The organism is Enterococcus sp. DIV1758 (assembly GCF_051711985.1).
In the GTDB taxonomy this organism is placed as follows: Bacteria; Bacillota; Bacilli; order Lactobacillales; family Enterococcaceae; genus Enterococcus; species Enterococcus faecalis.
Genome location: NZ_JBIOOA010000001.1, coordinates 1,444,924 through 1,467,613, shown reverse-complemented (window position 1 = coordinate 1,467,613; position 22,690 = coordinate 1,444,924). Strand labels below are relative to the sequence as shown.

The 22,690-nt window shown below is 36.8% G+C and carries 27 protein-coding genes; 20 read left to right on the top strand and 7 right to left on the bottom strand.

Translation table 11 applies throughout. From position 1 onward, the window contains the following. Positions 1-513 (top strand): adenine phosphoribosyltransferase, encoded by a 513-nt coding sequence (locus tag IGJ52_RS07230; RefSeq protein WP_002357441.1) that lies wholly within the window; start codon positions 1-3, stop codon positions 511-513. Positions 514-618: 105 nt separating this feature from the next. On the opposite strand, the gene IGJ52_RS07225 is transcribed toward IGJ52_RS07230, so the two are convergent. Together IGJ52_RS07225 and trhA are read right to left on the bottom strand one after the other, a co-directional pair. Then, positions 619-816, bottom strand: coding sequence for a hypothetical protein (locus IGJ52_RS07225; RefSeq protein WP_438791992.1), 198 nt, complete (start codon positions 814-816; stop codon positions 619-621). 193 nt (positions 817-1,009) lie between these two features. After that, positions 1,010-1,663, bottom strand: a complete 654-nt coding sequence (trhA, locus tag IGJ52_RS07220) for a PAQR family membrane homeostasis protein TrhA (RefSeq protein ID WP_002357443.1) — start codon at positions 1,661-1,663, stop codon at positions 1,010-1,012. A gap of 131 nt (positions 1,664-1,794) precedes the next feature. Between trhA and IGJ52_RS07215 the strand changes: the two genes are divergently transcribed. From IGJ52_RS07215 to IGJ52_RS07150, 14 genes are all read left to right on the top strand, one after another. Then, complete coding sequence (locus IGJ52_RS07215; RefSeq protein WP_002357444.1) at positions 1,795-2,637, top strand: DegV family protein; 843 nt, start codon at positions 1,795-1,797, stop codon at positions 2,635-2,637. A gap of 103 nt (positions 2,638-2,740) precedes the next feature. Further along, positions 2,741-3,640, top strand: coding sequence for an SGNH/GDSL hydrolase family protein (locus IGJ52_RS07210; RefSeq protein ID WP_002420157.1), 900 nt, complete (start codon positions 2,741-2,743; stop codon positions 3,638-3,640). Continuing rightward, positions 3,633-4,286, top strand: coding sequence for a YpmS family protein (locus IGJ52_RS07205; protein WP_002377303.1), 654 nt, complete (start codon positions 3,633-3,635; stop codon positions 4,284-4,286). Before IGJ52_RS07210 ends, IGJ52_RS07205 begins: the two co-directional genes overlap by 8 nt. A gap of 16 nt (positions 4,287-4,302) precedes the next feature. Continuing rightward, entirely contained in the window at positions 4,303-4,818 is a 516-nt protein-coding gene (msrA, locus tag IGJ52_RS07200; protein WP_347496194.1) for a peptide-methionine (S)-S-oxide reductase MsrA, read from the top strand. A 5-nt stretch (positions 4,819-4,823) separates the two neighbouring features. After that, the gene (locus tag IGJ52_RS07195; RefSeq protein ID WP_002357449.1) at positions 4,824-5,042 is read left to right on the top strand and encodes a YozE family protein; all 219 of its coding nucleotides are present in this window, start codon (positions 4,824-4,826) and stop codon (positions 5,040-5,042) included. An 87-nt stretch (positions 5,043-5,129) separates the two neighbouring features. Next, on the top strand, positions 5,130-6,572 hold the full coding sequence (locus tag IGJ52_RS07190) for a S41 family peptidase (RefSeq protein ID WP_025188430.1): 1,443 nt from the start codon (positions 5,130-5,132) through the stop codon (positions 6,570-6,572). Between the two features lie 18 nt (positions 6,573-6,590). After that, the gene (gene lepB, locus IGJ52_RS07185; protein WP_002382369.1) at positions 6,591-7,145 is read left to right on the top strand and encodes a signal peptidase I; all 555 of its coding nucleotides are present in this window, start codon (positions 6,591-6,593) and stop codon (positions 7,143-7,145) included. A 114-nt stretch (positions 7,146-7,259) separates the two neighbouring features. Beyond that, positions 7,260-7,709: a hypothetical protein gene (locus IGJ52_RS07180; RefSeq protein WP_438791991.1), complete on the top strand. Its 450-nt coding sequence runs from the start codon at positions 7,260-7,262 to the stop codon at positions 7,707-7,709. A 148-nt stretch (positions 7,710-7,857) separates the two neighbouring features. Beyond that, entirely contained in the window at positions 7,858-8,226 is a 369-nt protein-coding gene (locus IGJ52_RS07175; protein WP_002408441.1) for a GntR family transcriptional regulator, read from the top strand. Beyond that, positions 8,223-9,077 (top strand): ATP-binding cassette domain-containing protein, encoded by an 855-nt coding sequence (locus IGJ52_RS07170; protein ID WP_002408442.1) that lies wholly within the window; start codon positions 8,223-8,225, stop codon positions 9,075-9,077. The genes IGJ52_RS07175 and IGJ52_RS07170 overlap by 4 nt, the downstream gene beginning before the upstream one ends. A 1-nt stretch (position 9,078) precedes the next feature. Then, entirely contained in the window at positions 9,079-9,810 is a 732-nt protein-coding gene (locus tag IGJ52_RS07165) for a hypothetical protein (protein WP_002408443.1), read from the top strand. 193 nt (positions 9,811-10,003) lie between these two features. Continuing rightward, positions 10,004-10,684 carry an ABC transporter ATP-binding protein gene (locus IGJ52_RS07160; RefSeq protein ID WP_002357457.1) on the top strand — a complete coding sequence of 227 codons (681 nt, stop codon included), beginning with the start codon at positions 10,004-10,006 and terminating at the stop codon, positions 10,682-10,684. Next, a complete protein-coding gene (locus tag IGJ52_RS07155) occupies positions 10,685-11,968 on the top strand; it encodes an ABC transporter permease (RefSeq protein ID WP_002420161.1) in 1,284 nt (427 codons plus the stop codon). It abuts the gene before it with no gap. 90 nt (positions 11,969-12,058) lie between these two features. Then, positions 12,059-13,027: an NADP-dependent oxidoreductase gene (locus tag IGJ52_RS07150; protein ID WP_192444606.1), complete on the top strand. Its 969-nt coding sequence runs from the start codon at positions 12,059-12,061 to the stop codon at positions 13,025-13,027. A gap of 219 nt (positions 13,028-13,246) precedes the next feature. Here IGJ52_RS07150 and IGJ52_RS07145 read toward each other — a convergent pair whose 3' ends face one another. The 4 genes from IGJ52_RS07145 to IGJ52_RS07130 form a co-directional block, all read right to left on the bottom strand. Next, positions 13,247-13,849 (bottom strand): alpha/beta hydrolase, encoded by a 603-nt coding sequence (locus IGJ52_RS07145; RefSeq protein ID WP_002361880.1) that lies wholly within the window; start codon positions 13,847-13,849, stop codon positions 13,247-13,249. Between the two features lie 12 nt (positions 13,850-13,861). Next, positions 13,862-14,824: a ring-cleaving dioxygenase gene (locus IGJ52_RS07140; protein WP_033593281.1), complete on the bottom strand. Its 963-nt coding sequence runs from the start codon at positions 14,822-14,824 to the stop codon at positions 13,862-13,864. A 10-nt stretch (positions 14,825-14,834) separates the two neighbouring features. After that, on the bottom strand, positions 14,835-15,263 hold the full coding sequence (locus tag IGJ52_RS07135; RefSeq protein ID WP_010816545.1) for a MarR family winged helix-turn-helix transcriptional regulator: 429 nt from the start codon (positions 15,261-15,263) through the stop codon (positions 14,835-14,837). Positions 15,264-15,391: 128 nt separating this feature from the next. Further along, positions 15,392-16,186, bottom strand: coding sequence for an SDR family NAD(P)-dependent oxidoreductase (locus IGJ52_RS07130; protein ID WP_194177464.1), 795 nt, complete (start codon positions 16,184-16,186; stop codon positions 15,392-15,394). 204 nt (positions 16,187-16,390) lie between these two features. On the opposite strand from IGJ52_RS07130, the gene IGJ52_RS07125 reads away from it, so the two are divergent. Next, positions 16,391-17,143 (top strand): DUF7006 family protein, encoded by a 753-nt coding sequence (locus tag IGJ52_RS07125; protein ID WP_002384475.1) that lies wholly within the window; start codon positions 16,391-16,393, stop codon positions 17,141-17,143. Positions 17,144-17,247: 104 nt separating this feature from the next. Further along, positions 17,248-17,970, top strand: coding sequence for a TraX family protein (locus IGJ52_RS07120; protein WP_002357468.1), 723 nt, complete (start codon positions 17,248-17,250; stop codon positions 17,968-17,970). A gap of 58 nt (positions 17,971-18,028) precedes the next feature. On the opposite strand, the gene IGJ52_RS07115 is transcribed toward IGJ52_RS07120, so the two are convergent. Further along, the gene (locus tag IGJ52_RS07115) at positions 18,029-19,063 is read right to left on the bottom strand and encodes a YdcF family protein (protein ID WP_261998301.1); all 1,035 of its coding nucleotides are present in this window, start codon (positions 19,061-19,063) and stop codon (positions 18,029-18,031) included. A 282-nt stretch (positions 19,064-19,345) separates the two neighbouring features. Between IGJ52_RS07115 and ptb the strand changes: the two genes are divergently transcribed. The 3 genes from ptb to lpdA are packed head-to-tail and all read left to right on the top strand — an operon-like array spanning position 19,346 to position 22,683. Then, positions 19,346-20,167, top strand: coding sequence for a branched-chain phosphotransacylase (gene ptb, locus IGJ52_RS07110; RefSeq protein ID WP_101008444.1), 822 nt, complete (start codon positions 19,346-19,348; stop codon positions 20,165-20,167). Positions 20,168-20,185: 18 nt separating this feature from the next. Beyond that, positions 20,186-21,268: a butyrate kinase gene (gene buk / locus IGJ52_RS07105; protein WP_002420167.1), complete on the top strand. Its 1,083-nt coding sequence runs from the start codon at positions 20,186-20,188 to the stop codon at positions 21,266-21,268. 5 nt (positions 21,269-21,273) lie between these two features. Beyond that, entirely contained in the window at positions 21,274-22,683 is a 1,410-nt protein-coding gene (lpdA, locus tag IGJ52_RS07100; protein WP_010777656.1) for a dihydrolipoyl dehydrogenase, read from the top strand. Positions 22,684-22,690 lie beyond the last annotated feature (7 nt).

The following is a 22,690-nucleotide window of genomic DNA, read 5'->3' as shown; positions in this document are numbered from 1 at the left end:
ATGGATTTAAGAGATTACATTGCAAGCATTCCAGATTATCCTGAGAAAGGGATCGTGTTCCGTGACATTTCTCCATTAATGGCTAATGGGGATGCCTACCGTGAAGCAACGAAACAAATCGTGGATTACGCCAAAGAAAAAAGAATTGATATGGTTGTAGGACCAGAAGCTCGTGGCTTTATTGTCGGCTGTCCAGTGGCTTATGAACTAGGGGTTGGCTTTGCTCCGGTTCGTAAAAAAGGAAAACTTCCTCGTGAAACCATCGAAGTGACTTATGACTTAGAATATGGTTCAGATACATTAACGTTGCACAAAGATGCCATCACACCAGGTCAACGTGTTTTGATTTGTGATGACTTGCTAGCAACTGGTGGTACAATTAAAGCAACCATCGAATTAGTCGAACAATTAGGTGGTATTGTAGTTGGTTGTGCGTTCCTAATTGAATTAATGGATTTACATGGCCGCGATAAAATTGATGGCTACGATATTGTTACCTTAATGGAATACTAATCTAATTTAATTAGAAAGAGCGAAGGATTTAATCCTTCGCTCTTTCTTTGACATATTTATAAAAACGGAGCGTAGCTTGGGGGGAACACACCGTTTTATTATTTATTAAGGGAACTTACGATAAATGTATCTTGCTTGCTGTTGTTTACGTGTACGTGTATAACGCTTCTCATCCCATGACATAAACCAAAGAATAAATAACGGCGTCACGATCATAAAAGCAAGACGTAATCCTAATGTTCCCAAAAAAATACCTATAACCAATACAAAAAATAAAAATCCAACACGACGAATTGCTTCCATGTGTATCACCTCTTCATTTGATTCGAACGAGTGTTCGTATTGTTATTATACGAATGTATGTTCGTTTTGTAAAGTCTTTTCTACTAATTTATGTTAAAATAATTCGAAAAGAAGAATAATCCTTTATAATAAAGAGATTTAGGGCAATAAAAGAACACGATGCTTTGAGCATCGTGTTCTTATTGTGCTGTGATTACGTATAAAAGAGAACAGAAAAATACATGAGAATCGCTGCAAGCATGACGAACAAGTGCCAAACCACATGCATAAACCGCACATTTTTCAATGAATAGAAGGCTGCACCTAATGTGTAAGACACACCCCCTGCGACCAATAACGCTGTTCCTGTAAATCCAAGAGATTCATATAACGGACGAGCAGCGATGATACAGAGCCAACCTAAAACAATATAAATAATCGTTGAAATGTTTTTCACTGTTTCTTGTTTATGCAACGTGAGGGATTTATAGACAATACCGACGATGGCGATTAACCAGACTAAACTGAACAAGGTCCAACCTAACCAACCGCCAATACTAATTAAGCAAAACGGCGTATAGCTGCCAGCAATCAATAAGAAAATAGAACTATGATCGAAGACCTGAAAGACCTTTTTGGCTCTTGTAAAAATTAAACTATGAAATAACGTTGAAGATAAAAAAAGTAGAATCAACATGGAGCCATAAATAGCATAAGATACCACGTGAATTGGTGAGCCTAAACGAGCCCCTTTAACAAGTAAAATGACTAAACCAGCAATACTTAAACCTGCGCCTATGCCATGTGTAACTGCATTTAAGACTTCGTTCACGATTAGGTATTTTTTTGAGAAATGCGTTTTTTCCAATAAATTCACTTCCTTTATTTTAATTTGATGAAAAATTCGGCAGTGTCTGTTATACTATAACTAGATAATTAACCGTTTAATGGTATTCTACCATGAAAACAGGTTCCTTTTAAAGAAAGAGTGATAAATTTATGACAAACGTTAAAATCGTAACGGATTCTTCATGTACGATGGAAAAAAGTCTTAGAGATGAATTAAATATCCATATGATGCCCTTATCAATTATGGTTGATGGCGTTGTTTATCCAGATGATGATCATTTGCCAGGCGAAAAATTTATGGACATGATGGCTAATGCGAAGGCCTTACCCAAAACCAGTCAACCACCAATTGGTGAATTTGTAGAATTATATGATCGCTTAGGTGAAGATGGCAGTGAAGTAATTTCGATTCATATGACAAAAGGCTTAAGTGGAACGGTTGAAGCGGCCCGTCAAGCTAGCAACTTATCATCAAGTAAAGTAACGGTGATTGATAGCGATTTTACAGACCAAGGTTTGTCTTTCCAAGTCATTCAAGCAGCAAAATTGGCACAAGCGGGAGCGGGTGTTCCAGAAATTTTAGCTGAAATTGAACGCGTCAAACAAAATACTAAATTATACATTGGCATTTCAACATTGGATAATTTGGTTAAAGGTGGACGAATCAGCCGTACAACAGGATTATTATCAAACATTTTTAATATGAAAGTTGTCATGGACTTTGAAAATACGGAATTGATTCCTGTAGCGAAAGGCCGCGGCGTTAAAACGTTTAATAAATGGTTTGACGAATTGAAATCAGAATTAAGTAAGATTCCAAATGTTCGACAAATTGGCATTTCTCATGCGGATGGGCTAGAACTAGCAAATGGATTCAAAGAAGGATTACAAGCAATCTTTAAAGACATGGATATTCCCGTATTACATACGAATCCAGTCATTGCAACCCATACAGGAAAAAATGCCTTTGCTATTATGTACTATACAGACTAAGAAATAACGAGGTTGGGTCTCACTCTTAAATGAGTAGACGCAACCTCTTTCTAACAAGAAAAGGAAAATTTCTTGTTAGTTTATTTAAAAGGAAGTGACGAAGATGAAAAAACAAACACAGCATATTTTGCTGACCGTCTTAACACCTATCCTCATTGCGCTAGGTGTTTTTACATTGTTAAGTGTGGCCATCCCCAAAGCAAAGCCACTATTAAAGCAAGAGAAAGTGGCCACAACTTTTCAAAAAAATCAAAAAGAAGTCATTCATTATACAGCTATCGGTGATTCTTTAACTGAAGGAATTGGCGATTTGACGAATAGTGGAGGTTTTGTTCCTATTGTGGCAGATGATTTAAAAGAACACTACAACTTGAACGGTGTTCAAACAGACAATTTTGGGAAAAATGGGGATCGTAGTGACCAAATTTTAAAACGAATCAAAGAGAAACCTGAAATTCAAAAGGGCCTTGCCTCTGCGGACGTGATTACGCTAACGGTTGGTGGAAATGACTTAATGAAAGTAATTAGTAGTAATATTTTCGACTTGAAAGTCAGCTCGTTCAATCGTCCACAAAAAGCCTATCAACGCCGAGTAAGACGACTACTTGAAGAAATCCGAGAGTACAACAAGAAGGCTCCTATTTATGTCTTAGGAATTTACAATCCCTTCTACTTAAACTTTTCCGAAATTACAGAAATGCAAGAAATCGTTGATAACTGGAATCAAGCAACCGAAGAAATGGTTCAAGAGCAAAAACGAGCCTATTTCATTCCTATCAATGATTTACTCTATAAAGGTCGTGGCGATGAAGTTGGCGTAACTGGTGGCGACTCAGAAACTACAGGAAGTAGTGCTAGCAAAGAGGATTTAAACAATTTGTTATATGAAGAAGATCGCTTCCATCCGAATAATCTTGGCTACCAAATTATGGCCGGAGCTGTCCGGGATGAAATGGTCAAGACAGAGAAAGAATGGATAACCAAATCAGAAGGTAGTGAATAAAATGAATGAAGAAAAGCCAAAAACAAGTAAATCAATTAAAAAGACACAACCAACCAATCCTAAACGAAATCCCTGGAAAATCGCTTTTCTTGTTCTAGTGGGTTTAGTCATTGGTAGTGTAGCTTTCGTGACATTTCGAGCAACACAAGTTCGCGAACCAGATTTAAAGAAAATACCAGCAATTGTTGAAAAAGAAGGCGAGCCAGTCGTCACAATTCAGTCAAAAAAACAACAAGTGAACAAACTGATTGACTTTTATTTAGCCGACTTTCAAAAAGGTTCGGAGATCAAATATAAATTTTATTTAGAAAATGATGCTTTATTAAATGGAACATTTCAGGTGTTAGGGCATGACATTCCTTTTTACTTATATTTTGATCCTTACGTGATGGCGAATGGCAATGTACAATTAAAAGCAAAAAGTTTATCTATAGGAACGTTAGGCTTGCCAATTAAAGAAGTATTGAAATTTGCTAAACGTTCTTACAAACTACCTAAATGGGTTGAAATCAATCCAGATGATCAAACTGTTTTATTACGTTTAGATCAGTTTAGAATGCAAAATGGTCTATTTGTTCGAGCAGAAAAGATTAATTTAGTTGACGATGACATTCGGATGAATATATACTTGCCAAAAGAGAAATAAAAAAGGAGTGTTAGAGATGAAAGAAAAAGCAATTTTTGCAGGCGGCTGTTTCTGGTGTATGGTGCAGCCTTTTGATACACAACCAGGGATTATCTCAGTTGTTTCGGGTTATACAGGTGGGCACGTGCCTAATCCAACATATGAACAGGTTCTAACACACACAACAGGCCATACGGAAGCAGTAGAAATCACTTTTGATCCGGCGATTATTTCTTATGAACAATTAGTGGATATTTATTGGCAACAAACGGATCCTACTGATGCTTTCGGTCAGTTTCAAGACCGCGGCGATAATTATCGGCCAGTTATTTTTTATCGTTCTCAAGAACAAAAAGAAATTGCTGAGAAAAGTAAAGAACGTCTAGCTAATAGCGGCCGTTTTACAGAACCAATTGTTACCACCATCGAACCAGCAGCACCATTTTATCCTGCTGAAGAATACCATCAAGACTTTTATAAAAAAGACGCTTTGCGTTATGAATTGTCCCATCAACGTAGAAGTGAATTTATCGAAGAAAAATGGAGTGACTAATTTACATGAGACGAAGCTTTTACCATTACTTAATGACATTAAAAGGTCCCGCTAAAGATCCTGAAACTGATTTTGCCAATGAAGCGGCCAAAGATATTCAGTTTCCAAAACAAACCGAGGATTATCATGAACTTTCTTCTTATTTAGAAATGAATGCTGACTATTTAAGCAACATGGACATCTTTGATGAGTTATGGGAAAAGTACCTTGAAAACAATAAATAAATCCAGAGGAAAAGCAAACAAAGCTTTTCCTCTTTTTTCATTCATGTTATAGTAAACAAAAGTAGTGACGAATTTGTTAGAAATGAGATGAAATCTATGAAGAACAAACGAACTGTTCCTTTTTATCAATATATTATTTCGCTCCTCTGTGTCGCATTTTTAGCTGGAGGAAGTAGTTATATTTATTTTGATCATCGTGTTAAAAAGATGAGTCAAGAAGGGGCAATTACCAATGCTGATTTAAGCAAAGTGCAGGATTTATATAATGAAATTAGTACCAATTATGTAGGTGAAGTAGATAAAAATGAATTAGTTGAAGGCGCCTTAAAAGGCATGTCTGAAGCCATTGGAGATCCATACTCAACTTATCTAAATGAATCTGCTGCCAATGATTTAAACGAAAGCTTATCTGGCGATTTTGAAGGAATTGGTGCCACTATGACAATGAAAGATGGCGAACCAGTTGTAGCAGAGGCCCCTGTAGCAGATTCCCCAGCTGAAAAAGCGGGAATCAAAGAAGGCGATATTATTGAAAAAGTTGATGGTACAGCTACAAAAGGGATGAAACTAGCAGAAGTCGTCTCAAAAGTCCGAGGTAAAAAAGGAACTTCCGTTGAATTGACTATCCAAAGAGAGGGAGAAACTAAAAATATCTCAATCAAACGTGGGAAAATTCCCGTTAAAACAGTGACAGGTGAGTTAGACAAAAAAGATGCACAAATTGGCTCGATTAAAATTACGTCCTTTGGTAAAAAAACATATCAAGAATTGAAAGAAACAATCACGAATTTACGAGCCAAAGGAGCTAAATCCTTTGTAATTGATGTACGCCAAAATCCTGGTGGACTGCTAGATCAAGCAGAGCGAATGGCCAGTATGTTTTTAAAAAATGGCGAAACAATTGTTCAATTTGAAGACAAAAAAGGACGTACGATGAAAGAAGTTGCTTCCAAAGAATTAGACGACGGCTTTAAAGTAAAAGAACCTGTTGCAGTTATCATTGATGGCAATAGTGCCAGTGCATCCGAAATTTTTGCTGCAGCACTGCATGAATCTGCGAATGTCCCACTAATTGGAACGAAAACATTTGGCAAAGGAACGGTCCAAACGGTGAAGGATTTAAATGACCAAACCGAAATAAAATTGACTGTTTTAAAATGGTTAACACCAAAAGGCGAATGGATCAACGAAAAAGGAATTGAACCAACCATCAAAGCTGATTACCCCGAGTATGCCTATTTAAAATTGATTCCTCGCGATAAAACGCTAAAAGAAGGGGATCAATCTGAAGATATTCAGAACTTAAATGCTATTTTAGCTGTATTAGCGTATCCTGTTGATGAAAACAATGCAAACTACACCGCAGAAACAAAAGCAGCGGTTAGCGATTTTCAACAGAAAAATGGCTTGCCTGTAACTGGAGAAATCGACAATGAAACAGCCACAAAAATTGAAGCCACTTTAGGTAAATTAATTCTTGAAAATGACGCTGCCTACGATACAGCAGTCAAAGAAATTCAAAAAAACTAGAAAAAAGGTGGCACGAAGTTGAAGAAGAAACGTGATTATGTTGGGTATTTAATGTACTTTCTGAAAATTTTAGTACCAGCAATCGTAGCCGTTTTTATTTTAAGAGGATTTTTCCTGATTCCTGTTCGGGTGGATGGCCATTCCATGCAAAAAACCTTGAATCAAGGAGATATGATTGTGATGGAAAAATTCTCCGCCATTAAACGGTTTGATGTGGTGGTCTTTAAAACAGACACAGGATCGATTCTGATTAAACGTGTGATTGGTTTACCAGGAGAAGCTGTGCGTTACGAAAACGATCAATTATATGTCAATAATCAGCCAATCGCTGAACCCTATTTAACTAAAAACAGAAAAAAAGATCATGAAACGATGCCTTACACTACGAATTTTGATTCAAAAGAATTGTTAATGCAAGAAAAATTACCTAAAGATAGCTATTTTGTACTTGGTGATAATCGCCGTATGTCCAAAGACAGCCGTTCTTTTGGTGCAATACATGCAGATCAAATCTTAGGGAAAGCACAATTTGTTTATTACCCACTCACTCATATGAAGATCATTCCTAAATAAGTAAGACCATTAGTTCGTTTATTTAAATAACGACTAGTGGTCTTTTCTAATCTGAAAAATTGTTCTCTTAGCTGAAAAATGTTAAGGTTAAAGTAATGATAGATGTAGGAGGTCATGCAAATGATTAGAAAAACAATTTTAGCAAGTTCTATCTTAGGCGTTGGGTTGCTAATTGGTGCATGTGGGAATCAAACCCAAACGCAAATGAATTCAACCAATACCAGTGAATCATCACAGCCTAAAGTAACCGAATCAAGTCGCAAGTCATCTGAAAGTGCGTCTAATAACGAAGGTGTATCAAGCGATTCTAGTAAATCCACAAGTTCCACTACAGAATCAGAAATCTTAAAAGGTCTGGCGGAAGAAAAAACGCTAAAAGAAAAAATTCCGTCCTTAAATCAAACAACGACTAAGCAAGTCACTGATAATGAGTATAAACGCATTCTTGTGATGGAAGAAAAGGCTACAGAAACAACCTATAAAAGTATTTTGATCAAAAAACAAAATCGCTTAAAAATTGTCAACGAAACAACCGATGAATTGTTATATAATGGAACCCTATAAGAAGGAACGGATTCAATCAACTCAAAAGTATCGCCATTGTTTTCAAAGAAAAATTTCTTTGGAAACAATGGTTTTTTTGTTGACAAAAGAATTTCTAAGATATATAGTTAGTTACATAAGTAGTTAACCGTTTAAGCGAGGTGTAAAAATGGAATTTAATTTTTCGGGGGAAAAGCCTTTATTTCAGCAAGTAGCCGATCAGATTGCTGAAGGAATTTTTAATGGCGCTTACTTAGAAGGCGAACAAATTCCCTCAACCACAGAAATATCAAAAAGTTACCAAATCAATCCAGCCACCGTTTTAAAAGGAATGAATTTATTAGTAGAACGACAGCTGATTGAAAAGAAACGGGGGATTGGCATGTTTGTTTTACCAGGCGCTCAAGAGAGAGTAAGAAGGGCACGGAAAGAAGAATTTTTAAATAAAGAAGTATTAGAAGTTGTCGCAGAAGCTAAAAAATTAGGGATTACAGCCGAACAATTAAAACAACTAATTGAAAGAGGGTATGACGCATGAGTTTGCGGGTGGAATCAGTAAGCAAAAAATATCATCAAAAAAAGGCATTAGATAATATTTCAATTACTTTTGAAAAAGAAACGATTTATGGGCTTTTAGGCAGGAATGGGGCTGGTAAAAGTACGTTATTAAATATCATTAATAATCGAAGTTTTGCCACTTCAGGTTCCGTTCAATTGGCGGGAGAAACAGTGACCGATAATGAGACTGCTTTGAATCATATTTACTTAATGAGTGAAGATAATTTATTTCCTCCTCAGTTAAAAATTAAAGATATTTTTAAAACGACTGAAGGTTTTTATGGATCATTTGACTGGTCTTTGGCCGAACAAATGTTAAGCGATTTTGGTTTAGATAGTAAAAAGGCATTCAAAAAATTATCAACTGGTTATCGGAGTATTGCTAAACTAATAGTGGCGCTATCCGTCCCCTGTGAGTATATTTTTTTAGATGAGCCGGTCTTAGGTTTAGACGCCAATCATCGGGAATTATTTTATACTTATTTAATTGAGACATACCAAGAACGTCCCCGTACGTTTGTGATTTCTACCCATTTGATTGAAGAAATTGCGAATTTATTAGAAGATATTATCATCATTGATCAAGGAAAATTGATTCGCGCAGAATCTATTGAAACAATTTTGAAAAACGGTCGCATTGTTTCTGGGCCGAAAGAACAAGTAGAGCGCTATACTCAGTCATTGGAAATCTTAGGCATGGACACTTTAGGTGGGGCAGTTACGGCTTACGTGTACGGCGACTTGCCAACTGAAAAAGCAGAGGTTCAAATTGCGCCGCTAAATTTACAAACATATTTTGTGCAATTAACCAATAGAAAGAAGGAAAAGTAAAATGAAATTTAAAACAGCTTTGCGGTATCGTGTAATTTATCAAGTCCGTTCCTTAGCAATTTATTTTGGCTTTTATGCTTTGTTCGGCATTCTTTTTCCTCTTATTGGGTTGCTCTTTTCTAACGACGTGAATACTGTCAGCTCTGATGCAGTAATTCCTTGTCTGGTTTTTATGGGGATACTATCATTTTTTGGGATGAACACAGATTTTAAACTGTTTATTCAAAACGGGCTTTCCCGCTGGACAATTTTTTTGGTGAATTTTGTAAGTAATGCTATTTTATCTTTGGTTGGATCCTTGGCTGTACTTGTACTGATTAAAGTATTTAGCGGCAATTTCATTTCTCATTTTCAATTATCAATGAAATTAATTGATGTCTATGCTCAAGGAAACTTTTTCATGTCGTGGTTGCTCTTTTTTATCTTACTAATGCTTAGCGGCTCACTTGGCTTGTTAGCAGGTGTCTTTAATGATCGGATAGATGGCGTAAAAAAACTCATTGTTTTATTGCTGTTATTAATGATTCCTATTTTACTGGGCACGATTGCACAATTAGGGGGGACACCAATGCGCCTGAGAATGCTCCACGTCTTGCAAGCAATGGTTGGTTATCAATCCACTGGTTTTACTGTCCTGCCACTTCTTCTGACAATCAGTTGCTTTGTTGGCATTAATCTTGGTTTGGCCTATTTATTGAATAAACATCGTGAAATTAAACGCGTAAATGCATAACTAATTAATAAGAACATGTTCAATGAGGTGAATTTGGAACATGTTCTTATTGTTTTAATTGAGAGATACATCGGAAGTACCATGACAAAGGAAAGGGCTTCCGTCAAAATAGAAAGAGAAGAAAGGAGTATGAAAAGAGTAAAAAAACTTTGTAAATAAGTAAACGACAAAGAATGAAAAATGGAGGGGTAACATGGCGGTAATTGAAGCAAAAAATATCAAAAAAAGTTATGGAAAGAACGAAACAAAATTTGATGCGTTAAAAGGTGTTGATTTAAAAGTTGAAAAAGGTGAATCTGTGGCCATAATTGGTAAAAGTGGCTCTGGGAAATCAACATTTATGCACATTTTGGCATTGTTAGATCAACCAACTTCAGGAGATATTTATTTAAATGGTAAAAATGTTACTAGTATTAGAAAGAAAGTGCTGAATAAAACGAGAAATGAAGAATTTGGTTTTGTTTTTCAACAATTCTTTATGAATGCCAAGGATACAGTTTTAAATAATGTTCTTTTACCATTAAAAATTGGTGGTATTTCCGGTAGCAAGAGGAAAAAGATGGCTTTAGATGCGTTAAAAGCAGTCGGTTTGGAAGATAAAGTTCAAAACAAAGCGAATAATTTATCTGGTGGCCAAAAACAACGGGTATGTATAGCGCGTGCTTTAGTTAATAATCCGCAAATTATTTTTGCAGATGAACCTACAGGGAATTTAGATTCTGCCACTGGGAAGAAAATTGAAGAATTGTTATTTGATTTAAATAAAAATAAAGGAATTACCTTAATTATTGTGACACATGATCCAGACTTAGCAGCACGTTGTGATCGGCAAGTTCATGTTCGAGACGGCTTGATTGTAGGAGGAGATGAGTAAATGAAATTTAGAGATATTTTAAAATCAGCTAGTACCAATTTAATGCGTAATAAAGGTCGAACCGTATTGACCATTATTGCAATCTTTATTGGAGCATTTACCATAGCTTTAACTACAGGAGTCAATATTGGTGTAAATGATTATATTGACAAACAAGTCGGCAGTGTCGGTGGTGCAAATCAGCTATTTATTCAGCCAAAAATGGAGATGAATGTTGGTAACGGAACAGAACCAAGTAAATATAATCCAGAGAAAAAAACCAGTACGATTCAACAACAAAGTATGCTTGCTGAAAAAGATATTGAGAAGATTAAAAAAATCTCGGATGTTACATCAGTGGAACCAATGAAATCCGTTGCTATCGATTATATAAAAGGAGCAGATAAGCATAAATATGTATTTTCAGCAACTTCTGCGCTAGATGAGATGACCATTGATTTAGCGGCTGGCCGTAAAGTTTCGCAAACGAGCCAGGACTTCGAAATTAATTTGTCACCAGAATATGTAAAGGCGCTCGGCTATACATCTAGTAAAGCTGCCGTGGGAGAAACAGTTCAATTAGGTATCTCAAGTTCCTTGAAAGGACAAGAGCAAGTTATTGAAGCAAAAATTGTTGGCGTTAGAAATACCAGTGTCATTCAAAATGGGCTCTCGCTGATGAATAAAGCATTGATTGATAAAGTTGTCTCAATTAATCAAGCAGATCTTCCAGAACATTTAAAAAATCAATACGCGATGATTATTGCTGAAGTTAAAAAAGACAGCACGCCAGAGCAGATTAAGGACATCAAAAAAGATTTAGATAAAGCTGGCTATTTAGCGACTACTGTCGAAGATGAAATTGGTATGATTCGTAATATAATCAATGCAATCACTGGTGTTTTAACCATGTTTGGTGCAATTGCCTTGTTAGCTGCAAGCTTTGGCATTATTAACACGCTGTATATGTCTGTCCAAGAAAGAACGCGAGAAATTGGTTTAATGAAAGCCATGGGACTTAGCAATGGGAAAGTCTTTACAATTTTTAGTGTTGAGGCGGCTTTAATTGGCTTTTTTGGCTCAATGTTAGGCATTTTAGGAGCTGTTGGGGTTGGAAATTTAGTTAATCGTTTGGCAACGGATTCTTTTTTAAAGGCTTTAACAGGATTTAAATTAATTCAATTTTCATTGCCATCTTCACTAACGATTATCTTAGTTATTATGTTTATTGCTTTTTTAGCAGGAACTTTACCAGCTCGAAGAGCAGCAAAATTAGATCCAATTGAATCTTTACGTTATGAATAATAGATTAAAAACAGCCACTTTCTCTCAATTTAACTAAAGCATATTCTTATATAAAAAGAAGACAATAGGCGTATACTAAAAGTGTGAAAAATGAAACAAATGAGAGGAAGTTGGTTTATGAAAGCTGTTGTGATTAATCAGTACGGAAGTAAAGAGGTACTTGAAGAAGCAGAAGTAACACTACCGAAATTATCGGAACATCAAGTATTGGTAAAAGAATACGCGACATCAATTAATCCGATTGATTGGAAATTGCGTGAAGGATATTTAAAACAGATGTTTGATTGGTCCTTTCCGATTATTCTTGGTTGGGATGTCGCTGGTGTGATTACAGAGGTGGGGAGTCAAGTAACGGATTGGCAAGTTGGCGATAAAGTTTTTGCTCGTCCTGAAACTACTCGTTTTGGTACCTATGCAGAAGTAACGATTGTGGATGATCATTTATTAGCAAAAATCCCTGAAACAATTAGCTTTGAAGAAGCGGCTGCCGTTCCGTTGGCTGGTTTAACCGCTTGGCAAGCATTGTTTGATCATGGTCACCTTAAAGAAGGAGAAACTGTTTTAATTCATGCTGGTGCAGGTGGGGTCGGTACTTATGCGATTCAACTAGCAAAAGAAGCGGGCGCACATGTCATCACGACCGCTAGCGCAAAAAATCATGCCTTACTGAAAAAAATTGGTGCAGATGAAGTGATTGATTATCATACAACGAATTTTGCAGAGGTATTAACTGATGTTGATTTGGTTTTTGATACAATGGGTGGTGAGGTTCAAAAAAATAGTTTTGACGTCTTAAAACCAAACACAGGTCGTCTTGTTTCAATTGTGGGCATTGAAGATAAACAATTGGCAGCCGAAAAAAATATTTCTGCTGAAAGTATTTGGCTTCAACCAAATGGAGAACAATTACAAAAAATTGCTGATTTGATGGCAGCTGGAAAAGTTAAATCAATTATTGGTGAAGTTTTCCCTTTTTCTAGACAAGGGATTTATGATGCACATGCACTCAGTGAAACGCACCATGCAGTTGGCAAAATAGTTGTTCAAATGGCAAAATAAAAGAAGCTCAGACAGTGAATTATCTTAAAATAGAAAAAGTGAGCCTGGGACAAAAATCCAAAGAGATTTTTGTCCCAGGCTCAAAACCTGATAAACGGCGGGAACAGAACCAACTCCTTCGGAAATAAGCCGAAATTCTCCAAAAATTAAAGAGCAATTTTCGGAAATTTCTTCTTATTTCTCGGAGCTAAACGGTTCTGTCCCGACCTCACTTTTTTGTTAAGAGGACAGATGTGCCAACCAAGTTTGTGTTTCCTTAATTTCTTGATAAGTTAATTGATGACTTTGTGTCCAAACCTCTTGTACGGTTGCTCCATGATTCTGAAATAATTGAATCACACGCATACTCTCAGGAAGTGGGACAATCGGGTCATGCTCTCCTAGAGATAATAAAACAGAAGTGTCGGTCAAGTCTGGTTGATTGGTCAATTCAACAGGAAACATGGGATGATAGAGGACAGCTTGATGGTAGCTGTCGGGATGAGTAAGCAATAATTGAATAGCGATATTGGCCCCATTTGAATAGCCAATAAAAATAATTTTATCCAATGAAAATTGATGTTCGTTAGCGGCTTGTTGAATAAACTTATGAAGCGCCTCGCCGCGTTTTTCTAGATCTTCTAAGTCATAATGACCTTCCGCTAGGCGCTTAAAATAACGATTCATTCCATTTTCTGAAACATCACCACGAATACTTAGCACAGTAGCTTGTTTATTTAGTTCTTGAGCAATTGGTAGGAGAGATGTTTCATCACCACCTGTACCGTGAAGTAGCACAAAGACAGGTGCTTCAGGATGTCCTTTTTTAAAAATTGAATGCATTTTTTTTCCTCCTTAGGCTCGTTTTGTATTGAACGGCTTGATCACACTCTCAATATATTCACGACGGTTTTCTAAAAATGGAGCTAGAGATAACTTTTCTCCTAATGTTTCGTAAGGTTCATCCCCCATAAACCCTGGTTCATCGGTGGCTAATTCGACTAAAATATGCCCAATGCGAACATACAATGATTCAAAATAATAACGATCGACATAGCCAGAGTTTTGTAAGCCTAAATGATCAAAGCGCGTTTGCCAAGTCCCAAGTGATTTGCGATCCGCTAAGCGGAATGCAACGTGATGTACTTCACCATATCCTTGTTGCGCTTGTGAGCTAGTATCATCGTCTACCAAAACGACTTGGGCACCATTGCCACCTTGGCCAACTTCAAGTAAATAGCGATTGCCTTCTTGTGCCACTACGTGAAAGCCTAGAATTTCTTCAAAGACTTCTTTGAATTCATGAAAATAGGAAATAGCTATTTCGACAGGTCCTAAGCCATAGATCGCAAATTCTGTTGGAACAGGTCCTTTTTTCCAAGGGGTGCCCGCTGTAACACCCTGATTTAATTCATCAGAGATTAATTGATACGCTTGATCATCAAAATCCCAAAAGCGAAGGACCTTTTTCCCAAATTCTTCAGAAATACCTGTGTGTTTGACAGCAAATTCATTGAAGCGATTTTCATAATAAGTCAAAGCTGCATCTGAAGGAACCCGGAACCCTGTTCTTGAAATTGTATTGGTTCCTTTTAATCCTTTAGGGTTATTGGGAAAATCGAAAAAGGTCATGGTTGTACCTGGTGTACCCAAATCATCGGCAAAATAGGTGTGGTAAGTATAGATATCATCTTGATTCACTGTTTTTTTGACTAAACGCATCCCTAAAACGTCTGTAAAGAAGTGATAGTTTTTTTCTGCATCACTTGTCATAGCTGTAACGTGGTGGATTCCTAATAATTGATCTTCTTTTTTCATCATTATTTCCTCATTTCGTTTCATTTGTTATTTTTCGTAAAGTTTTTTGAAGAAGTGTTAATTCTTCGGAAGAGAGTTGTTCAAATGCTTCTGCAATTCGCTTTGCATGCGTCGGGAAAATTTCTTTAATTAATGTTTTTCCAGCTTCTGTTAATTCAACGTAAGTAATGCGTCGGTCTTTTTCACTGGGGGTGCGCGTTACATAGCCTTTTTTATGTAATTGGTCAATAACATAAGTGGTGCTACTGCTAGCGATTAAAATTTTCTCCTTGATTTTTTGGATGGTCTGAGGACCTTTATGGAGTAACAGCTCTAACACTGAAAATTCTGTAATGTTTAAGTCATAACAAGCGACATCTTGCTTGGCAAGTTGCTCTAGTCGATGGCTGGTTCTTAATAAACCGATATAGGCTTTTAAAGCTTCTTGCTGTTGGGTCATTGTTTCACCTCTTTTTATTTCGAATTCGAGATAAATATAACTTACTTTTGGTAAGTAATCAATTAATATGCTTAAAAAGACAGCCAGCAAAAATTCACATTTTTTGCTGGCTGTCTTTTTTGTTTAATTTAGAAGATCGTTGGAACTAAGCCGCCATCGATTCTTAAGGCTTCGCCTGAGAAGGAAGAAGAATCCGGGCTGGCCACAAAGGTAACAAAACGACCAATTTCTTCTGGTCGAATGAGCCGTTGGATTTGTGAACGAGAACGATGATTTTTCATGAAATCTTTTTCCCAATCCTCTTTGGGAATGTCTGAATCAGCGTACATATCTTCCAACATTTTTTCTACACCTTCGGTAAGGGTTGAGCCAGGCATAACCGTGTTAACGGTGACATGTGTGCCAACAGTTAAGTTGGATAAACTTTTAGCTAATGAAAGATTCATCGTTTTTGTCATGCTATATTGGGGCATTTCGCCAGAAGGCATCACCGCTTCTTCGCTAGCGATGAAAATAATGCGACCAAAATCTTGTGCAAGCATTTTAGGTAGATAAGCTTTTGCTAATGCATTGCCTGACAACACGTTCACAGTAAAAAATTTTTCCCAAGTGGCGTCATCGATGTCCCAGTATTCCATTGGTTCAAAAATCCCCATATTATTCACTAAAATGTCGACTTTAGGGAATTTTTCAAGTAAAGTAGTTCGTTGACTTTCAATGGAAATATTGGCAGTTCCTGCTTGAGGATGAGTGTCTGGAAACATTGTTTGTATTTCTTCAACAACTTTGATTACTTCGGCTTCATTGCGCCCATTGATAATGACATCGGTTCCTTCACGAGCCATTTCAATCGCAATTGCTTTGCCAATTCCTTTGGTTGAACCAGTAATTAATGCTAATTTATTCGTTAAGTGTAAATCCATTTAAATCCCTCCAACGTTTGTCTATATGTCTATATCTAGTGTAGGTCTTTTTCTGGACTTTTAAAAGGAAAAAGTTTTTTCGGCCCGCGGGAAACAAGCCCCAATAACTACTTAACAGCTGTATTTTCACTTTTTGGGCGTAAAACGAGTAATTATTGTCAGTAAAAAAGCGTCACTTTTTTGATAGAATAACTAGAGACGAAATTGGCTAAGACCAATTTTGTAAAATTGTACATAAAAAAGAAGAGTGGGAATGCTATGAAGAAACAATATTACTGGAATATACCCGATAACTTACTAAACTCGTTAAAACAGCGGAAAAAGTTATACAGCTTTTATAAAAATGAACAAAATAAGGCAAGAGAATTAGTAGAGAATTGTCAGTCGGTTCTTTTTCCTGAATTAGTCGCTTCGCTGAATAAAATAGATGAGCGGATTAAATTATTGATATTCTATCAAAATTTAGAAGATTGTGAGCTTTCAGAAGAAGAAATTATTACTGTGATTGAGCGAGAATATTTTGTGACTTTTTATGAAACAATTGAAGAACCGACCACTGAAATTATTAGTAGTCATTCTATGTATTATTTATTGCAACAGCCGACTAAAGAAATGCTTTGGGATTTAGACTTTAGTAACATGTTAAAACAAGGTCAGTTAGTTGATTTAATGGATTATCAAAAATTGACCAAATGTTATCAAAAGCTGCAGAATCAAGCTAAAAATTTGATTGAAAAATTAAATAAAGAAACATTTTACACATTCTATAGTCAACTTTTATTGATTGATTGCCAATGCAAATTATTAATAGAAGAGGCGCTTCTAAAAGAAGAATCATTGATGACGGTCGATGAATGCTTAACAGCCATTAAGCAAGAAATTCGAAAAATTCATTTTGAACAATTTAAATACCAACATTATTTATTTGAAGATTTATCTTTGCGGTACCAAGTTTAACGAAAGTGACAAAAAGAATGGTTGAATCTAACAAGAATGTTCGTTGTTTTCTGTTATATAAAAAGATATGATAGTTTCTGTAGAAAAAATAAAGGAGACGATTCATGAACGCAAATCGCTTAAAGTTATTGATGATGGGGTTAATGGTTCTTGACCATATTAGTTATTTTGTTCCGCCAGAATGGGCACTGATTTTTCATGTAATTACTCGTTGTGTCGGCGTGTTTTTTGGTTACATGGCTGTAGAAGGTTTCAACTATACACGGAATGTTTATCGTTACAATGGTCGTTTGTATATTTGGGCAGCAATCATGTTTGTTGGAAATACGCTTCTAAATCATTTAGTGAATAATCCAGCTGTCGCAGTTCACAACAATATTTTCTTCACCTTAGCCCTTGGGGTCAGTATGTTAATTGTGACAAAAGCGATGCTAGAGATGCCAAAAATCAGTTTAAAGATTGTTTTATTGATTAGTATATTAGCCATTTTAGGAATAGGAGCAATGTTTGCTGAAGGTGGCATTGTGATGTTACCTTTTATGTTGATTACGTATTTAGCCAGAAAGAGACTTGTCTTACGGAACTGTTTATATGGTGCATTAGCGCTCTTTTTCTTAGTTACAAGTTTTCAATGGTTGGGAGATTGGCCAACGACAATTGAAATGTTAGCTTATAATTCTGATTTTATGTTTATCACTGTGTTACCATTTATATCGCTTTACAATGGTGAGAGAGGGAGCAAAGCACCATTTTTCAAATATTTATTTTACGGATTCTATCCGCTTCATTTATGGCTGATTGCATTGATAGCCAATTACGTTCATTAAACCTTTTTATATTAAAAAAATAAAAACAGCGACTCACAAAAATGTGAGTCGCTGTTTTTTAGATGGGTAAGATACTGATTCCTAAAAGAAGAGTGACAAGTAGAAAAACAAAAAACACAATTCGCTTATCATGAACCAGTAAGGCAATGTATTCTCGGATTAGAGCAGTTGGTAAAAAATATAAGGCAGTTGGTGCTCCAACACCTTCAGCTTTTAAGCCGACACGATGGGCATACATAGCTCCTCGTAAGACATGATAGTTATTTGTTGAAAAAATAACAGAGGGTTGTTTAGAATCAGACGGCATCTTTTGCCAATCCGCCTGAATGATTGCTTTAGAAAACAACATATTTTCATAAGTGGTTGTGGATTGGTCCTCCATCAAAATTGCTTCCGCAGGAATATTTTGTGAAAGCAAATATTTTTTCATTGCGAAAGCTTCGGCCATCGGTTCGTCAGGACCTTGACCACCGCTGACTACAAATTTAGCGGTGGGATTTTTTTCATAATATTCAATCCCTTTATCTAACCGACTCTTCAAAAGTGGAGGCACTTCCTCGCTACGAATTCCCGAACCTAAAACAATGATATAATCAACCGCTTTTTTTAAAGGAATCATTTGGTACATCCATGAATACAAGACGTAAGCAGCAAATAGAAAGGTCAGTAAAAGATCCATTAACAATAGAAAAAGTAAGAACAGAAAAAGCACATAAGGTATTTGCGCTGTGCCAACTGATAATAAATATAGAAAGGCGGGTAAAGCAATTAATAAGTTCAGTCCTAAGCCCGCCGACAATTTAGCCGTGACACTTTTGCCTTCTTTCGTTTGCATTGTACGTGAGTTAAAAATAAAGTAAAGGCAAATGCCGATAAACACAGCGGGAATTAATAGATAACCAATAGCCAAGGTAATTAAGTCGCCATTCTTAAAATGTAAATAAATTTTGTCTAGTCCGATAAATAGTAAGGTGACTAATGACAATAAGGTGCCAGAAGCCAGAGTGATACCGCCGAGGATACTGCGGTTATTAATTTTTAATATACCAAATCCTAGTAGGGCGATAAACAAAAAGAATAGTAGTAGTGCCATTTAATTCCTCCTAAAAATAAGTATCTAAAGTATAACATGCTTTAGGATCGGACATAAATAAACAGCTGTGCCGAAGCATAAGTTTTCCTTTCATTCTTAGAAAAGAAGTTTTTTCATGAAAAGTAAATTAGATAACAATTGTTTAGATAAAGAAAAGCTTGATTTACTAAGCTTTTCCTTCTCTATAAAAAATATTAATAAGGGCATAAAAATTAACAATTTGTATGCGCTTACATACTGAGGTAGATTTAAAGTGTAAAGAAGAAAAAATGAGGTGAGAAAATGATCACTGTTTCAATTGCAGGAGGTTCACAACCAGAGATTTTACAGCTAGTTAAAAAAGCGCTAAAAGAAGCCGAGCAACCGTTGCAGTTTATTGTATTTGATACAAATGAAAATCTTGATACTGAAAATCTCTGGAAATATGTTCATTGCTCAGATGAGGCCGCGGTAGCACAGGAAGCTGTCAGTCTAGTTGCAATCGGTCAAGCACAAATTTTATTGAAAGGAATTATTCAGACCCACACATTACTGAAAGAAATGTTGAAAAGCGAGCATCAATTAAAAAATAAACCGATTCTTTCCCATGTAGCAATGGTGGAGCTGCCTGCGGGAAAAACCTTCTTGTTAACCGATTGTGCGATGAACATCGCCCCCACTCAAGCGACCCTCATTGAAATTGTTGAAAATGCTAAAGAAGTCGCCCAAAAATTGGGACTGCATCACCCGAAAATTGCTTTGTTAAGCGCAGCGGAAAATTTCAATCCTAAAATGCCTTCGTCTGTTTTAGCAAAAGAAGTCACGGCACATTTTAATGATCAACAAGAGGCTACGGTTTTTGGGCCACTTTCGCTTGATTTAGCGACCTCTGAAGAAGCGGTTGCGCATAAACGTTACAGCGGTCCTATCATGGGGGATGCAGATATTTTAGTGGTCCCAACTATTGATGTTGGAAATTGTTTATACAAATCATTAACCTTGTTTGGGCACGCCAAGGTGGGAGGAACGATTGTTGGCACAAAAGTCCCAGTCGTTTTAACATCTAGAAGCGATTCGACAGAAAGCAAATTCCATTCATTAAGATTTGCCATGAGACAAGTTTAAAAAAAGGAGCAGAAAACAATGGAAACAGTATTGGTTATTAATCCTGGCTCGACCTCCACGAAGTTAGCGCTTTTTGCTAATCATGATTGCTTGGCAGAAGAAACGCTTAGACATAGCGTCCAAGAATTGGCACCTTTTGAAAATGTTGTCAGTCAAACAGCATTTCGAAAACAAATGATCGCGGAATTTTTAGAAACACATAACATCACACAATTAGCCGCTGTCGTAGGGCGTGGTGGTTTGCTTAAGCCTATTCCTGGCGGTACGTATCTTGTCGATCAACAAATGCTAGAAGACTTGCGGACAGAACGCTTTAATACCCATGCTTCAAATTTAGGGGCGATTTTAGCTAATGAGTTTGCAGAAAAATATCACGTGTCAGCCTTTATTGTCGATCCTGTTGTTGTAGATGAGCTACAGCCATTAGCCAGGATTTCTGGATTAAAAGGCATTCAGCGGCGTAGCGTTGGTCACGCCTTAAATCAAAAAGCGGTCGCTCGAAAAATCGCTGAGGATTTAGGGAAAACATATGAGCAAAGCAATTTTATCGTTGTTCATTTAGGTGGGGGCATTAGCTTGGGGGCGCATCAAAAAGGCCGCATGGTGGATGTGGTAAATGGGCTTGATGGTGAAGGTCCTTATACGCCTGAACGCAGTGGCGCCTTACCGCTCGTTGAATTTGCGCAATGGATACTTGAAAAGGAGTTGACGATTAGCCAAGTGAAAAAGCTAATTGCGGGTAATAGCGGTCTTAAATCATACCTAGGTGAAACAGATTTACGGCATATCCAAGCACAAATAGCTGCAGGTGATCAAACAGCAAATTACTATTTAAAAGGAATGTGTTACCAAATCGCAAAAAGTATTGGCGAGATGGCCGTGGTTCTTGAAGGCACAATTGATGCAATTATTTTAACAGGGGGCGCAGCCTATTCGCAAACCGTTGTTCAAGAAATTAGTCAAAAAGTCACTTGGATTGCACCAATTAAGGTTTACCCAGGTGAAATGGAGATGGCTGCTTTATATGAAGGCGTCAATCGAGTATTAACAGGGGAAGAACAAGCTTTAAATTATAGTGAAGCAAAAATTGAGCAGGAGTGATCAAAATGGCGGAACAAACAGATTTACTGATTTTAGGTGGCGGAACAGGAGGCTATGTAGCAGCAATTCGAGCCGCACAAAAAGGGCTAAACGTCACAATTGTTGAAAAATACAAATTAGGTGGCACTTGTTTGCACAAAGGCTGTATCCCTACAAAAGCTTTATTAAGAAGCGCAGAAGTTTTTGATACCTTAAAACAAGCGGCTTCTTTTGGGATTGAAACAGAGGCAGCTTCCATTGATTTTTCTAAAATACAACAACGGAAAGAAGGAATTATTGAGCAGTTGCACAAAGGTGTTGAAGGCTTATGCAAGAAAAATAAAATCAAAATTTTAGCAGGCGAAGGTGCGATTTTAGGTCCTTCCATTTTTTCACCAGTCTCTGGCGCAGTGGCAGTTACGTTTAATGATCCAACACGGGAAGAAGAAATTATCGTTCCTAAAAATGTCATTATTGCGACAGGCTCTAGTCCTAAAACGTTACCTAATTTGCCATTAGATGAAGAATTTATCTTATCTTCTGATGGGATGCTTGAATTAGAAGAATTACCAGAATCAATTGCAATTATTGGTGGTGGCGTTATTGGTGTCGAGTGGGCTTCTTTATTAAATAGTTTAGGTGTCAACGTAACTATCATTGAATTTTTGGATCGTTTACTTATAAATGAGAGTGCAACAATTTCTAAAGAATTAAAGAAACGTTTAGAGCAACGAGGAATTAACATTCTATTAGGTAGCAAAGTCCAAGAAGCGAAAGTTACTGGACAAAAGGTTCAAGTAGAAGTTGCAGGACAAGAAACCCTCACCGTTGACAAAGTCATGGTAGCAATTGGACGTCAGCCCAATATCAATAAGTTAGGGTTACAGAATACCTCAGTGAAATATACTGACAAAGGCATTGAAGTAAATGAATTTTATCAAACCACAGAAGGACATATTTATGCGATTGGTGATTGTATTGATACACTTCAACTAGCGCATGTGGCTATGAAAGAAGGAGAGCTAGCTGTTCAGCATCTTTTAGGCGAGACAGTTGAACCTTTAAATTATACAAACGTGCCTCGAGGTGTTTATACAAATCCTGAAATAGCAAGTGTCGGCTATACTAGAGAAACTTTACCAGCAGATAAAGAAGTAGTGATTGGTACCTTTAATTTTAACGGTAATGGTAAATCACTTGTTTATGGAGAAACAGATGGCTTTATAGAAGTAATTCGTGACAAGAAGACCGATGATTTATTAGGGGTTTCTATGATTGGGCCACATGTCACGGATTTAATTGCCGAAGCAAGTACTGCCATGTATTTAGATGCTGCGCCCATTGAAATTGGCGAAGCAATCCATGCGCATCCAACAATGACAGAAGTATTGCAAGAAGCAGCCTTAGATACTTATGGCTTAGCGATTCACAAATAGAGAAAGG